We start from the raw sequence: 14,381 nt of genomic DNA, 5'->3' as shown, positions 1-14,381 counted from the left end.
CTCCTATCTGGTGCGGGGCTTTTTATTGCCTCTCTATTGCTGCTGAGCCCCTAGGGCCTGCCGCAGCACTGCGTCCCAATTTGCACTGTCGCGTACGGCATCGGGCGCAGGCATGGCGTTTAGCTCCATCAGGGCTTCGAGGCAGATTATGTCGGGGTCGCGATTCATGGCGGCCGCGGCTTTGATCTGGCCATCGGCCACGTACAAGGCCACAAAATTTTGCTCGGCCACGTTGCCGTGGAAGATGATTTCGTCGGGCTTGGCGGCGCGGCCAACGTAGCGCAAGCTCTTGCCGTACTGCTGCGTCCAGAAGAAAGGCACGTTTTGAAAGGGCTGCTTTCGGCCCAGCATGTTGAGTGCCGCGGTGCGCCCTTGTTGCTGCGCCACGCGCCAGTGTTCTATGCGAGCCAGCTCGCCGGTGGGGTGCAGTCCTAGGTAGGCTACGTCGCCGGCGGCCCACACCTGGTCGGTTACCTGCAGAAATTCGTTGGTGTGCAGGCCGCCATCTTTTTCGAGTGGCAGCACCTCGCGCAGAAAATCGCTGGCGGGCCGCACGCCAATGCCGAGCACCACCAAATCGGCCGGCAGCTGCTCGCCCGAAGCCAGCTGTACGCCCACTACCTGGCCAGCGTCGCCTTCAATTGCAGCTACTTGCTGACCGGTGCGCACCCGCACACCCTTCTGTTCGTGCAGCCCCCGGAACATGCGGCCGATTTCCAGACCTAGGACTTTTTCGAACGGTTCTTGCTCCTGGGCTATTACCGTAATCTGGCGGCCTTCTTTGCCGGCCAAGCTCGCGGCGGCTTCCATGCCGATGAAGCTGCCGCCTACCACTACCACCTCTTTGGCATCGGCAGCGGCTTCTAGCAGGCGGTGCGCATCGGCGTGGGTGCGGAGCAGGTACAGGCCGCCTAGGTCGTGGCCGGGCACGCTGGCGGGCAACGACCTGGGTGTGCTGCCGGGGCAGAGCAGCAGGGCGTCGTAGTGCAAGGGGGCTTGGTCGCCATCGAGCACTACCTGTCGCTTCCCTAGGTCGAGGCTGGTTACGCGGCAGTTGGGCTGCAGCTCGATGCCGTAGCGCTCGTAAAAATTGGCGGGGCGCAGTGGCAGCGTATCGTCGGTGGCCTTGCCGGCCAGGTAGCCTTTGCTGAGCTTGGTCCGGTCGTAAGGTGGCTGTGCATCGGCACCTAGGAGCACCACGCGGCCGGTGAAGCCTTCTATACGCAAGGTTTGCGCGGCCATTTGACCGGCCGGGCCGGCACCTACAATCACGAAGGTGCGGGTGTCTAGCTCGGCCTCGGCCGTGGGCAGCGGCACTTGGCCACCGGTAACGGCCGTAGGTGTTTTCTCGGGTGAATCGGGCACCTTGGGCGTGGCCACGGGCAGCGTTACATACACCCGGCCATCGGCCACGCGCACGGGGTAGCTGGGCAAGTTATCGAGGGCGGGTGGTTCGCAAAGCTGGCCGCCGGGCACCCGAAAGCAGGCATGGTGCCAAGGGCAAATCAGCTTCTCCCCTACCAGCTTGCCTTTCGCGAGCGGCGCGCCGTAGTGCGGGCAGTGGGCGGCAAACGCGTAGTACTGGCCGTGGCGGCGCATCAGCAGCACTTCGGTATCGGCAGCCGGAAAGGCTTTTAGCTCCTCGTCGTGCAGGGCATCGGCTGCGGCAAGGTCAAACTCCTGCGAATTGGGCACGGTAGTAAGCGGCTAAGGTGGGCAACTGCATTTCCAACGCAGCCACCTAGGTCGGGGTTAAGCGGTTTTCGTATAATGCTTCCTACTAGCCTGTTTTCACCATGTCAACCAAATACCAACCCATCAGCTGCTCGTTTTACGACGAGCTCGAAGCCCGCGCCACCTCCGGCCAACGCTGCACCCTCACCTACCGCACCGAGCCCGACACGCCGCCCAGCACCTACGAGGGCATCATCAAGGATCTGTTCATCCGCGACAAAGTGGAGTACCTGCGCTTGGATGATGGTTTTGAGGTGCGGCTGGATAACCTAGTAGCCGTTGACGATAAGGAGCTGCGGAATTATTGCTGAGCCAATGAGCGCATACTGCTTATAGCCGACAGTCTATATTAGCGGCCGATATCCCTCAGTGAGTTATGCATAAGGTATTTACCCTACTGCTGCTAGTTGTGCTGGCGACTACCCCGTTTGTTGGCCGGGCCTGCTCCTGTGTTGATGTTAGCATCCGCAAAGGCTATAAGCAGTCCGACATAATCTTCGCCGGCACGCTTATCGGCAAAGCTCAAGCGGAGCGGCTTACGCGGTACACGTTCAGAGTAAATCACCTGTACAAAGGCACCCTCCGGGCCGACACCGTTTCCGTATTCAGCAGCGGGCGTGGTGAAGACTGCGGCAGCAACTTCGCCCTAAATAGCTCATACCTAATTTACAGTTGGTTTCGCGATGCCAAGCCTAAAAGCATCTTCGATTCAGGTCCGAAAGTCAGCCCATACCTGTACACCAGTCTCTGTTCCCGCAACAAGCCCGACAGATTCGCGAACCTCTATGAAAAGGCCGTTTTGACCTTCCTGTAAACGAAAAGCCAGCACCCTGCAGTGCTGGCTTTTTCATGTAAAGTTTGGACCCACTTAAAACTCCGCGTTCTTCGGGAAGCGCGGGAAGGGAATCACGTCGCGGATGTTGGCCATACCCGTTACGAACAGCACCAGGCGCTCGAAGCCCAGGCCGAAGCCCGAGTGCGGGGCTGAGCCGAAGCGGCGCAGATCGAGGTACCACCACAGCTCCTCTTCGGGCACGTGCATTTCCTGCATTCGCTGCTGCAGCTTCTCCAGGTTTTCCTCGCGCTGCGAGCCACCGATGATTTCGCCGATGCCGGGAAACAGCACATCCATGGCCCGCACGGTGCGGCCGTCCTCGTCGAGCTTCATGTAGAAGGCCTTGATGTCCTTCGGGTAGTTCGTCAGGATTACGGGCTTCTCGAAGTGCTTCTCCACCAGGTAGCGCTCGTGTTCCGACTGCAGGTCGGTGCCCCAATCCACCGGGAATTCGAACTTTTGCTTGGCCGACTTCAGGATTTCCACGGCCTCGGTGTAGGTCAGGCGCTGGAAGTCGTTGTCGATGATGAACTGCAACCGACCTAGGAGCTCCTTGTCGTACTGGTCGTTGAGGAACTGCAGGTCGGCGGGGCACTTCTCGAGGGCGTAGCGCACGAGGTACTTCAGGAAGTCCTCGGCCAGGCCCATGTTGTCTTCGAGCTCGTAGAAGGCCATTTCCGGCTCAATCATCCAGAACTCGGCTAGGTGGCGGGCCGTGTTGCTGTTCTCGGCGCGGAACGTGGGGCCGAAGGTGTACACCTTACCCAGGGCCATGGCGGCCACCTCGCCCTCGAGCTGGCCCGAAACCGTGAGGTTGGTGGCCTTGCCGAAGAAGTCTTCCTTATAATCTACCTGGCCCTGCTCGTTGAGCGGCGGATTTTGGTCGGGGAGCGTGGTTACGCGGAACATCTGGCCGGCACCCTCGGCATCGGAGCCGGTGATGATGGGCGTGTGCACGTAGAAAAAGCCACGGTCGTTAAAGTACTGGTGCACCGCAAAAGCCAGCGCGTGGCGCAGGCGCAGCACCGCCCCGAAGGTGTTGGTGCGGGGGCGCAGGTGCGCAATTTCGCGCAGGAACTCGAGCGAGTGGCCTTTCTTCTGGAGCGGGTAGGTTTCGGGGTCGGCTTTGCCCAGCACTTCAATTTCCGAAGCCTGAATTTCAACCGACTGGCCCTTGCCCTGCGAGGCTACCAAGGTGCCGCGCACGGCTACGCAGGCGCCGGTGGCCACGTCCTTCAGCGTTTCCTCCGGAAACTTCTCAGCGTCGGCTACAACCTGCAGGTTATTAATCGTGGAGCCGTCGTTCACGGCAATAAACTGCACGTATTTGTTGCCGCGGCGGGTGCGTACCCAGCCTTTCACGAGCACTTCGCGGTCTAGCTCTTGGCTAGCCAGCAGTGCCTCTACGCTTGATCTTCTGACGGACATTGTGTTGGCAATGAGATGAGCCGGCAAAAATACAGGAGCGCGCACTTCAGTCCGCGTTTGCCTGCACAATTGTTGTCGCGAGCGGTAGCGCCGACGCTGCAGGCCGCGTCTCCGGATAGCCTTTCCTCCTACTCGTGCTTCCTGGGCGCAGATGGCTAAGGTTACCCTTAGCGGACGTGGACTGCAGCGTCGGCGCTACATTTCGACGGTTCGTAAGCCGCATTTCGCACCAACCTTTGGCGTGCTACTCAAGTACACAAAAGGCTATCTTTGGCAGAAGCCGCACCCTCCTACGGCAGCGGAAGCACGCGTACCGAGTTATGCAACGACTAGACATGAAACAGCTTCTCTCGCAGAAGCTGTCGCCCCAACAAATACAGTTTATCAAGCTCCTCCAAATCCCCACGGCGGAGCTTGAAATGCGCATCAAAGAAGAGCTGGAGGCCAACCCGGCGCTTGAAGAAGGCGACGCGGAAGAGGCTGACATGGCCGATGACGACGCCGACGATGAGTTTGGCGACGACCAGGACGACACCGCCGACGAACCAACCGAAGGCGAAGAGTACGACAACGACGAAAACATCCTCGACGAAGACTTCGACGAAACGCCGGAACCGGAGCTAGAGCTACCCCGCGACGAAGACACCAGCGAAACCAAGGACTCGGACGACCTAGACCTCGAAGACTACCTCAACGACGACGAAATTGCCGGCTACAAAATGCAGGGCGATATGGGCGGCGACGAGGAAGAGCGCGACATGCCCCTGGCCGACACCAGCAGCACGCTCACGGACTCGTTGTTTGAGCAGCTGCGCTTCATGGACCTCGACGAAAAGCACGAGGCCATTGGCCGGCAGCTGATTGGCTCTATCGATGCCGACGGCTACATCCGACGCGACCTAGGCGCCATTGCCAACGATCTGGCCTTCTCGCAGAACATCGAAGCCACCGAGGCCGAAATTGAGCAAGCCTTGCGCCTGATTCAAACCTTCGACCCGCCCGGCATTGGTGCCCGCGACCTGCGCGAGTGTCTGCTGCTGCAACTCGACCGCCGCCCCCATGACGACGTGGTGGAGCACGCGCAGCGCATCCTGGAAGAAACCTTCGACGAGTTCACGAAGAAGCACTACCCCAAAATTCAGCAGCGGCTTGACCTCACCGACGAGGAAATCAAGGAAGCTATTGGCCTGATTCTGAGGCTCAATCCCAAACCCGGCGGCTCCGACCCCACGGGCGGCGGACGGGTGCAGTACATCATCCCCGACTTCATCCTGACCAACGACAACGGCGAGCTGCACCTGACGCTGAACTCGCGCAACGCGCCCGACCTCCGCGTAAGCCGCGACTACCAGGAGATGTTCCAGGCCTACGACAAGGGCGCCAAGAAGGACAAGAAGCTGAAAGAGGCCGTAACCTTCGTGAAGCAAAAGCTCGACGCGGCCAAGTGGTTTATCGACGCCATTAAGCAGCGCCAGCAAACCCTGTTGCGCACCATGGATGCCATTGTGCGCTACCAGAAGGATTTCTTCTTGGAAGGCGACGAGAGCAAGCTGCGCCCGATGATTCTGAAGGACATTGCCCAGGAAATCGGCATGGACATCAGCACCGTGTCGCGCGTGGCCAACTCCAAGGCCGTGCAAACGGAGTTCGGCATCTACCCGCTCAAATACTTCTTCTCCGAAGGCATTGCTACCGACTCGGGCGAAGATGCCTCGAGCCGTGAGGTGAAGCACATCCTCAAGGAAATCATCGACGCCGAAGACAAGCGCCGGCCGCTCTCCGACGATAAGCTGGAGAAGATGCTGAACACCCGTGGCTACAACATTGCCCGCCGCACCGTGGCCAAGTACCGCGAGCAGCTGAACATTCCGGTAGCGCGCCTACGCAAGGAGCTGTAAGTTTATTGCCCTAGGTGCTCGGCACCATATACATCAGCGGGCCTGCCGGTATAGCATCGGCAGGCCCGCTATCTTTAGGTTTTGCCTTTGCTCAGTGAAGCGTTCTGCAGCCACCTTTCTGTCAGCCGTCTTTCATCCGCTACTGGTGCCAACTTACCTAGTAGTAATGTTGGCTTACGGCATGCCAACAACATTGCTGTCCCTAGCAACCGGCGCCCGGTGGCAAGTAACGCTGTGGGTATGGCTGCTTACGTTTTGGCTGCCCGGCTTGGCTACTTGGCTGCTGTACCGCGCCGGGCGCATTAGCTCCGTTGAGCTGTACGAACGCCGCCAACGACCTTTGCCACTTCTGCTCACGGCCCTAGGTTTCGGGGCAGCCACCGCGCTATTGAGCAGTACGGCAGCTTACCGCGCACCGCTGCTGTTGCTGATGCTCGGTAGCATTACCCTGGCCGTGGTGTGCACGCTGCTTATTACCTTTTGGTGGAAGGTTTCAGCGCACGGCATAGGAATGGGTGGCGCGTTGGGGCTGCTGGTGTTCCTGCTGTTGGGTTCCTATCCGGTTGGCCCCGCTGGCCCTAGGTGGCTGCTGGCTGTGGGCGCGGTGGCAGCTGCCGTAAGCTGGGCTCGACTGGCTTTGCGGGCGCACACGCCCGCGCAAGTGCTGGCCGGCCTGGGGCTCGGGGCAGCGGTTGCCCTAGGTGCTGGCTGGCTCAGCTAAGCACCGGAGCACCTAGGCAGGTACCTGCGCCATTTCCTGCTGCACCAATTGCTGCACCTCGGGGCGGTCGTAGTCTTCCTCGCTTTGGATGCGGGCCATTAGGCGGCTCATGATGGCATCTTGCCGCTGGCCGTTGGCCCAGGCTTCGGCATAAGGCCGGTGCGAAAAGGTAACCTGCGAGTATAGCGGCAGCCACTGATCGGGGTACTGCGCGGCAATTTTGCTTTCGATTTTCTTCTGCAGCAAAAAGCGCGGGTCGGCTACCTTGTCGCGCATTTCCACGAAGTTATACACCGCTAAATCGGCCACGGCGTCGGCGTTGGGCTTGCGTAGGCGCTGGAATTCCTGGAACACCTTGCCCCAGTCGCCGGCGTGCGCATTCAGCAGCTCATCGAGCACGGTGCAATCCTCAAAGCCGGCGTTCATGCCTTGGCCGTAGAAGGGCACAATAGCGTGGGCCGCGTCGCCGAGCAGCACCACATCGTCCTCGTGCACCCACGGGAAGCACTTTACCGTGACGAGCGACGAGGTAGGGTTGCCGAAGAAATCGTCGATGAGTTCGGGCATCAGCGGCACGGCATCGGGGAATACCCGCTCGAAGAACGCCTGGACCTGCCCGGGCGTACGCAACGCCGCAAACGATTCATCGCCCTCGAAGGGGAAGAACAGCGTGCAGGTAAAGGTGCCGTCGAGGTTGGGCAGCGCAATCATCATGTAGCGCCCGCGCGGCCAAATGTGCAAGGCGTGCTTTTCGAGCTGCCAGGTGCCATCGGCAGCCGAGGCAATGGTTAGCTCCTTGTAGCCGTATTCAAGGTACGATTGCGAATAGTCGAACCGATCGGTGCGCTGCATGGAGCTGCGCACGGCCGAAAAAGCACCATCGGTGCCAAAGAGCCGCTGATACCCTAGGTGCTTTTCCTCGCCCGTGGCGCTGTCGCGCAGGTGCAGTTGCTGCTCGCGCAAATCAACTTCGAGGCACTGCTGCCCAAAGTTGAGCTGAATGTTGGGCTCGGCCTCGGCCAAATCGAGCAGGCGGCGGTTCAGCCCACCCCGCGATACGGAGTAAATACCCTGGCCCGGCTGCCCGTAAGGCTGGTAGCTGAGGTTGCCTTGCGCATCGTGCATCACGCGGCCATACATCGGAATGGCTACTTCGCGCACGGCTTCGGCAATACCAATTCCCTCCAGTGCCCGCCATCCCCTATCCGACAAGGCCAAGTTGATGGAGCGGCCAGCGGCAGCGCCGGCTTGGCGAGGATCGGGGCGGCGCTCGAACACCTGTATTCGGTGCCCATGCCGTGCTAAGTATAAGCTCAGTAGCGAGCCTACCAGGCCGGCGCCCATTACGGTAAGCTGCTCTTTATCTGTTTGGTTGCGGGATGCGGCGGTCTGGGTGGCGCTGGTGGTCATAGGAACGGGTAAGCAAGGCAATGGTGCCAAATTACAGGTTCTGTATGGTGGTTTGCGCAAGGGGGTTTCGCCTTCTGCACAGAATTAGTATTCGTTGGGCGAGATTTTTGGTAGTGGGCTGGCTCGTCCTTAACTTTCGGTCGCTATTAACCAAATAGTTACGCCGCAATAACTATTTACCTCCGCTTACCTTAGCTTCTTCTATGCCCACTTGTACTTTTGTAGGGTTATACGAGCCTACCACGATTGGTACAGCTTTCCCGTCGCGCGGGCCTCACTTAGGCTATTCCGGCCCTAAGCCACGCTGGCAATCCCTACAACGGCTTGCTTCGCACGGGCAACAAGCCACCTAGGAGTTAGCGGCTTATTGCGCTTGCCCATAGCATGCCCCGACTTGCCCATACGACGTTTGCTCATCAGCAGTACCCGAGGCGCAGGGCTGTGACAAAAGATGTAAATCGGCAAACATGATAAAAATCATGAATTGCATTTTTACGGCTTATCTGTATCTTTCTTTCTGTGTTTTTCAGGGACGCTAGAATTCTACAAAGTTCCTGATCTTTGCACGTTTGCCGAATGCCTTTCGGCAACGCCGTCCCGAGTTTCCTCCTCCTCTTTTTTCACACCCTATTATGCGGCAACTATACCCCTGCCTACTCGCTTTGGGTGGCGCGCTGTTAGCGACGCCAGCGTTTGCCCAATCCGAAGCTGGCGTTAGCGGCGTCGTTCGCAACGATGCAGGCCAGCCCATCCCTGGCGCCACTGTTTTTCTGAAAGGAACCCTCATCGGCACCGGAACCAACCACATGGGGCAGTTCTCGCTGCCGGCCGATTTCAGCCGTGGTCCGGTTACTATTTCCATCTCGTTTGTGGGCTACGAAAGCCGCGAGCTAGAGCTGAGCAAACCCACCCCCGACGTGGTGGTGACGCTGAACGAAGCAGTTACGCTAAACGAAGTGGTTGTGGCCGCTTCGCGCGTAGAAGAATCGCTGCAGCAAGCTCCCGTAACCATCGAGAAAGTAGGTGCGCAGCAGATTATGCGCGTACCTCCGCCCGACGTGCTGGCCAGCCTGAACAACTACAAGGGCATCGACGTGAACTCGAGCAGCATGGTGATGAGCAGCCTCAGCACCCGGGGCTTCAACTCGCCTAAGTCGGAGCGCGTGATTCAGCTGGTCGACTACTTCGACACCCAGTCGCCTTCGCTTAACGTAAACTCGGGCAACCTTACCGGTATTCCGGAGCTGGATATTGCCAGCATCGAGGTAATTCACGGCCCGGCTTCGGCGCTGTATGGTGCCAACGCCTTCAACGGCGTGGTGCTGCTGAACTCGAAAGACCCGTTTGTGACGGAAGGCCTGAGCGCCCGCGTACGCGGCGGCGAACGGTCGTACATCGATGGACAGCTGCGTTACGCCAAGAAAATCGGCAACAAGCTTGCCTTTAAGCTGGTGGGCAGCTACCTCACGGCCCAGGATTGGCAGGCCAGCAACTTCGACCCGACCAACAAGCGCCTGGTACCGACCAACAACGACGCCAACTCGCCCCTGGGTTACGATGCCGTAAACCGCTACGGCGATGTGTCGAACACCTTCCGGGCCGGCCAGCCGTTCCCGACAGGTGTTAGCCCCGAGCTGGTTGGCAAAACGGTGTTCATGCCCGGCTTTACTGAGCAAACGCTGATCGGCAACGACGACAAGGCGCAATCATTCAAGGTGGTGCCCACTATGTCGTACCTGCTGACTGATAAGCTGAAGGCTACCGTTAGCGCCAGCTTTGCCCGCGGTACCGCCAGCTACCAGAGCGCCAGCCGCTACCGCCTGCGCGACTTTGGCACCAACCAATACCGCGGCGAACTGAAAGGCGACCGGTGGTTTTTGCGTGGTTCCTCTACCCAGGACTTCGGCAACAACAGCTACGACCTAGGCTTCCTGGGTGCATTTCTTCAGACCTCGCCCAACGCCGAAGGCTCTAGCACCTCGTATGCGCAGCAGTACTTCGGTACTTATAACTTCGCTTACAAGCAGGCTCGCGCAGCCGGCCTAACGCCTGAGCAAGCCCTGTTGGCGGCCCAGCGCGAGGCCAACAAGCAACAGCTCGATCCGAACAGCGAGCGGTTCAGCCAGCTGCGCTCCAAGATTATCAGCGACCCGACACCCGGCGTAGGTGCCCGCCTCAAGCCCAGCTCGCTGCTGAACGAAGGCAACGCGCAGTACGACTTCCGCTTCGGCCAGCACACCAACCTGATTGTGGGTGCCTCGTACCGGAAATTCCGCCTAGGTTCGAACGGACAGTTTTTCTCCGACGACAATCAGCGCATCCAGAACCACGAGTTGGGGGGTTACACCCAACTGGCTCACCAGATGCTGGATGACCGCCTGAAGCTGGCCCTAGCCGTACGCGTCGACGACTTCAAGAACTTTGACCCGGCGGTTTCGCCCCGCGCTTCGGTGGTGTACTCGGCCGGCGCCAACAAGCAGCACAGCTTCCGCGCCAGCTACGGCAAAGCCTTCCGCTCGCCTACCCAGCTCGACCAGTACGTGCGCCTCGATGTGGGTCAGGTACTGCTGCTCGGCAACGTGGGCAACGGCTTCCAGGGCTATGCGCTGAACGCGCAAGGCGTGGGCGGCGAGGTTAACCTGGCACCGCTGAAGCTGGAGCGCCTGAGCACTTACGAGGGTGGCTACCGCGGCGTATTTGCCAACAAGCTGAGCGTAGACGTTAACTACTTCCGCAGCTCGTACAACGACTTCATTGGTGGCCGCCGCTTTATCGGCAACACCAACGGCACGCGCCCCACGCCGCAAGAGCTGCAGGCCGCTGCGCCCCAGTTCCAGAACAAGGCGCTGCCCACCCGCGTGCTGCAGGTTTGGACGAACGCCGACCAGGAAGTACGCACCCAAGGTGCCGCAGTGGGCCTGAGCTACAACGTAGCCAAGCCCCTGAGCCTGACGGCCAACTACTCCCTGAACGTGCTCGACCGCTCGAACATCGCAGACCCCGAGTTTCAGACGTACTTCAACACGCCGAAGCACAAGTACAACGTAGGTGCTAACGGTACCACGGGCCAGTTTAGCTACTCACTGAACTACCGCTGGGCCCAAGGTCATCTCTACGAAACGCCGTTTGCCATTGGCGAGCTGAGCGACTACAGCGCCCTCGATGCTTACGTAGGCTATGCCTTGCCTAAGCTCGCAAGCACGCTGCAAGTAGGTGCCTCGAATATTCTGGACAGCAACAACGTGCAGATCTACGGTGGTCCGCAAATTGGCCGCCTAGCTTACGTAGGCCTGCTCGTCGATATCAAGTAAGCCTTTGCGCTAACGGCGCTTAGCAACGCAACACCGCCCGGTACCCTGCCCACCTAGGCAGCGGCGCCGGGCGGTGTTGCGTTGGGGCCTGTTAGCTCGCTAGCGCAGTCTGACAGCCTATGTTGCCAAACTGATTTAGCTAAAGCTCGACAGTATTGGGCCAGTAAAAGCCAGTGTACAGCAAGTTCTGAGCATAAAGGACTGGGCTTTGGCCAGGTTTGAAGCCTGTTTCTAAGATCCCCACACCTATTGCCATGAAGTACTGCTACCCCCTGATGTTGTCGGGGCTTTTACTTACCCAGGCTACGCCAACCGTTATGGCGCAGGCGAGCAAACAACCCGGCGGCAAAGGCCCGTCGGAACAGCTGCCGCGTAGTGCCTCCGCTCCCGACAATGCTTTGCAAGCAGTTGGGGGCGTAATCCGGACCGACGAGGGCGACCCGCTACCGGGGGCTACGGTGTTCGTCAAGGGCACGTTCATCGGCACCAGCACCGATCAGTTTGGTAAGTTCCGGCTAGAGGCGCCGTTTAGCAACCTGCCTGTGGTACTGGTGATTTCGTACGTGGGCTACCAAACCCAGGAGATTGAGCTGCGCCTGCCCGACAACCAGCTGAGCGTAGGTCTTTCGCCTAGCCCTACGCAGCTCAACGAAACGGTAGTATCGGCCTCGCGCGTGGAAGAGCAGATTATGCGCGCCCCGGTCACGGTAGAAAAAATTACCGGCCGGCAGATCGAGCACATTTCCACACCTGAAATCCTGGGTGGCCTAGGGCAGTTTAAGGGCATCGACGTGAACTCGGCTTCGATGCTGTTCACCTCCATTAGTACGCGCGGCTTCAACACGGCCAAATCAGAGCGCGTGATACAGCTCTACGATTACGCCGATTCGCAGCTGCCCTCGCTTAACCTGAGCCCCGGTAACCTGGTGGGCATTCCGGAGGTGGATATGGAGAGCGTGGAGATTGTGCACGGCCCGGCCTCGGCGCTGTACGGTGCCAACGCCTTCAACGGCGTGGTGCTGTTCAACTCTAAAGATCCGTTTGTGTACGATGGCCTGACGGTGCGGCTGCGCGGCGGCGAACGGAATTATCTGGACGGGCAGTTGCGCTACGCGCGTCGCCTGACCGATAAGCTGGCATTTAAAGTAACCGGCAGCTACCTCACAGCCAACGACTGGATAGCCCGCAACTATGCCGCCAGCGCTACCTCCGACAACCCGCAAGGTTCGCCCCTGGGTTACGACGCTGTGAACCGCTACGGCGACCTCAGCTACGTCTTCACGCCTCAGCAGCAACTGCCCGGCGGCACCAGCTCGGAGTTGTACGGCCGCCGCATTTACGCGCCCGGTTTTACCGAGCAGGAGCTGATTGACGGCGACAACAAAACCCGCTCGTACCGGGTGGAAGGCACCTTGGCCTACCTGCTGCGCGACGACCTGAAGATGACGCTGAGCGCGCGCCGCGCGGCTGGCACGGCTACGTACCAAAACCTGAGTCGTTTCCGCATCAAGGACCTAGGCATCAACCAATACCGCTTGGAGCTGAAGAGCTCGAAGGGCTTTTTGCGGGCCTATACCACCAAAGATTTCAGCGGCGACTCGTATGAGCTGAACCTGTTGGGTTCGTTCCTGACGGTGTCGCCTGCAGCAGAGGGAGCCAGCTACACCTACGGCGACCAGTACATCAGCACCTACAATGCCGTGTACAAGCAAGCCCGCAATGCCAATCGCACCGTCGATCAGGCCTTGGCTATGGCGCAAGCTGCCGCCAACGGCACCATGCTGAAAGCTACCGACCCGCGCTTTCCCACGCTGCGCGCCCAATTGGCTGCGCAAGACGACCCGCTGCGCGGTGCCAAGATGAACCTCGACTCGTACCTGCACGACGTGAGCGGCCAGCGCCAGTTTAAGCTGGCCGAGGCAACGCAGCTCACCGTAGGCGCTGCTTACCGCGCCTACCGCCTAGGTTCGGGCGGCCGCATTTTTGCCGACACGCCTAGCCGCCGCATCCGCAACCACGAGTACGGCGCGTACGCTCAAATCAGCCAAACCCTGCTCGACGACCGCCTGAAGCTAGCCGCCGCAGCGCGCGTTGACGAGTTCAAGAACTTTAAAGCGGCAGTGTCGCCGCGCGCCTCGGCCGTGTACTCGTTCGGCGCCGAAAAGCAGCACAGCTTCCGCAGCAGCTTTGGCTCGGCTTTCCGCAGCCCGGCCCAGCTGGAGCAATTCACGCAGGTTGACATTATTGGCCGCGTGTACCAGGGCAACATCGGCAACGGCTACCAGGGCTACAGCCTCGTGAACAGCCAGGGCCAAACGTTTGGCACGGCACCGCTCAGCACTTTCGAGCTGAACGTGAAGCCCCTAGGTCTGGAGCGCGTGAACACCTTTGAGGTGGGCTACAAAGGCGTAATCCTGCCGAAGCTGTACGCCGACGTAAACTTCTACACCAGCCGCTACAACAACTTCATTGGGGCTACCTACTTCATCGGCAACACCGATGGCACGCGCCCCTCGCAACAGCAGCTGCAAACGGCCCAGCGCGCCAACTTCGGCCCGGGCCAACCCACGCGCTACCTGTTTGTGTACAACAACAACGAGCAGGAGGTGCACACGCGCGGCGGCGCTGTAGGCCTTACCTACTACGCTGCGCCGGCCCTGCACCTTTCGGCCAACTACTCGCTTAACGTGCTCGACCGCGACAACCTGTCCCAAGGCTTTGTTACGTTCTTCAACACGCCCAAGCACAAGTACAACGTAGGCGCCGAAGGCCAAATAGGGCAGCATTTCCGCTACAACGTGAACTACCGCTGGGTAGAAAGCCACCTGCAGGAAATGCCGTTTACGACGGGCACCATCAGCGACTACAGCACCCTGGACGCCTCTGCCGGCTATACCCTGCCGAAGATTGGCACCACCGTGCAGTTGGGCGCTTCTAACCTGCTCAACAACGACAACGTGCAGGTATACGGCGGCCCCGGCATTGGTCGCTTGGCCTACCTAGGCTTGCTCGTTGATCTGAAATAAGCCACTGAGCTTACATGC

At 59.7% G+C, this 14,381-nt stretch carries 9 protein-coding genes; 6 read left to right on the top strand and 3 right to left on the bottom strand.

The annotated features are described in order from the left end of the window. Positions 1-33 precede the first annotated feature (33 nt). Positions 34-1,695, bottom strand: coding sequence for an FAD-dependent oxidoreductase (locus ASU33_RS15765; protein WP_059071801.1), 1,662 nt, complete (start codon positions 1,693-1,695; stop codon positions 34-36). 101 nt (positions 1,696-1,796) lie between these two features. On the opposite strand from ASU33_RS15765, the gene ASU33_RS15760 reads away from it, so the two are divergent. Next, positions 1,797-2,045 (top strand): hypothetical protein, encoded by a 249-nt coding sequence (locus ASU33_RS15760; protein ID WP_059071800.1) that lies wholly within the window; start codon positions 1,797-1,799, stop codon positions 2,043-2,045. A 65-nt stretch (positions 2,046-2,110) separates the two neighbouring features. Continuing rightward, entirely contained in the window at positions 2,111-2,548 is a 438-nt protein-coding gene (locus ASU33_RS15755; RefSeq protein ID WP_059071799.1) for a hypothetical protein, read from the top strand. 54 nt (positions 2,549-2,602) lie between these two features. Here ASU33_RS15755 and asnS read toward each other — a convergent pair whose 3' ends face one another. Beyond that, positions 2,603-3,997, bottom strand: coding sequence for an asparagine--tRNA ligase (asnS, locus tag ASU33_RS15750; RefSeq protein ID WP_059071798.1), 1,395 nt, complete (start codon positions 3,995-3,997; stop codon positions 2,603-2,605). 320 nt (positions 3,998-4,317) lie between these two features. Here asnS and rpoN point away from each other — a divergent pair, with 320 nt between their 5' ends. Beyond that, entirely contained in the window at positions 4,318-5,895 is a 1,578-nt protein-coding gene (gene rpoN / locus ASU33_RS15745; protein ID WP_059071797.1) for an RNA polymerase factor sigma-54, read from the top strand. Positions 5,896-5,989: 94 nt separating this feature from the next. Next, on the top strand, positions 5,990-6,616 hold the full coding sequence (locus ASU33_RS15740) for a hypothetical protein (protein ID WP_149867260.1): 627 nt from the start codon (positions 5,990-5,992) through the stop codon (positions 6,614-6,616). Between the two features lie 12 nt (positions 6,617-6,628). Here the strand turns inward: ASU33_RS15740 and ASU33_RS15735 are convergent, their stop codons facing one another. Continuing rightward, positions 6,629-8,026, bottom strand: a complete 1,398-nt coding sequence (locus ASU33_RS15735; protein ID WP_059071795.1) for an FAD-dependent oxidoreductase — start codon at positions 8,024-8,026, stop codon at positions 6,629-6,631. A gap of 632 nt (positions 8,027-8,658) precedes the next feature. Between ASU33_RS15735 and ASU33_RS15730 the strand changes: the two genes are divergently transcribed. Further along, positions 8,659-11,337 (top strand): TonB-dependent receptor, encoded by a 2,679-nt coding sequence (locus ASU33_RS15730; protein ID WP_078063183.1) that lies wholly within the window; start codon positions 8,659-8,661, stop codon positions 11,335-11,337. A 254-nt stretch (positions 11,338-11,591) separates the two neighbouring features. Then, a complete protein-coding gene (locus tag ASU33_RS15725; RefSeq protein ID WP_078063182.1) occupies positions 11,592-14,363 on the top strand; it encodes a TonB-dependent receptor in 2,772 nt (923 codons plus the stop codon). Positions 14,364-14,381 lie beyond the last annotated feature (18 nt).

Origin of the sequence: Solirubrum puertoriconensis, assembly GCF_001483135.1 — a bacterium.
GTDB classification, from domain to species: domain Bacteria; phylum Bacteroidota; class Bacteroidia; order Cytophagales; family Hymenobacteraceae; genus Solirubrum; species Solirubrum puertoriconensis.
Note: the sequence above shows the minus strand (reverse complement) of the source record. Positions and strands in the feature narration are given on the sequence as shown.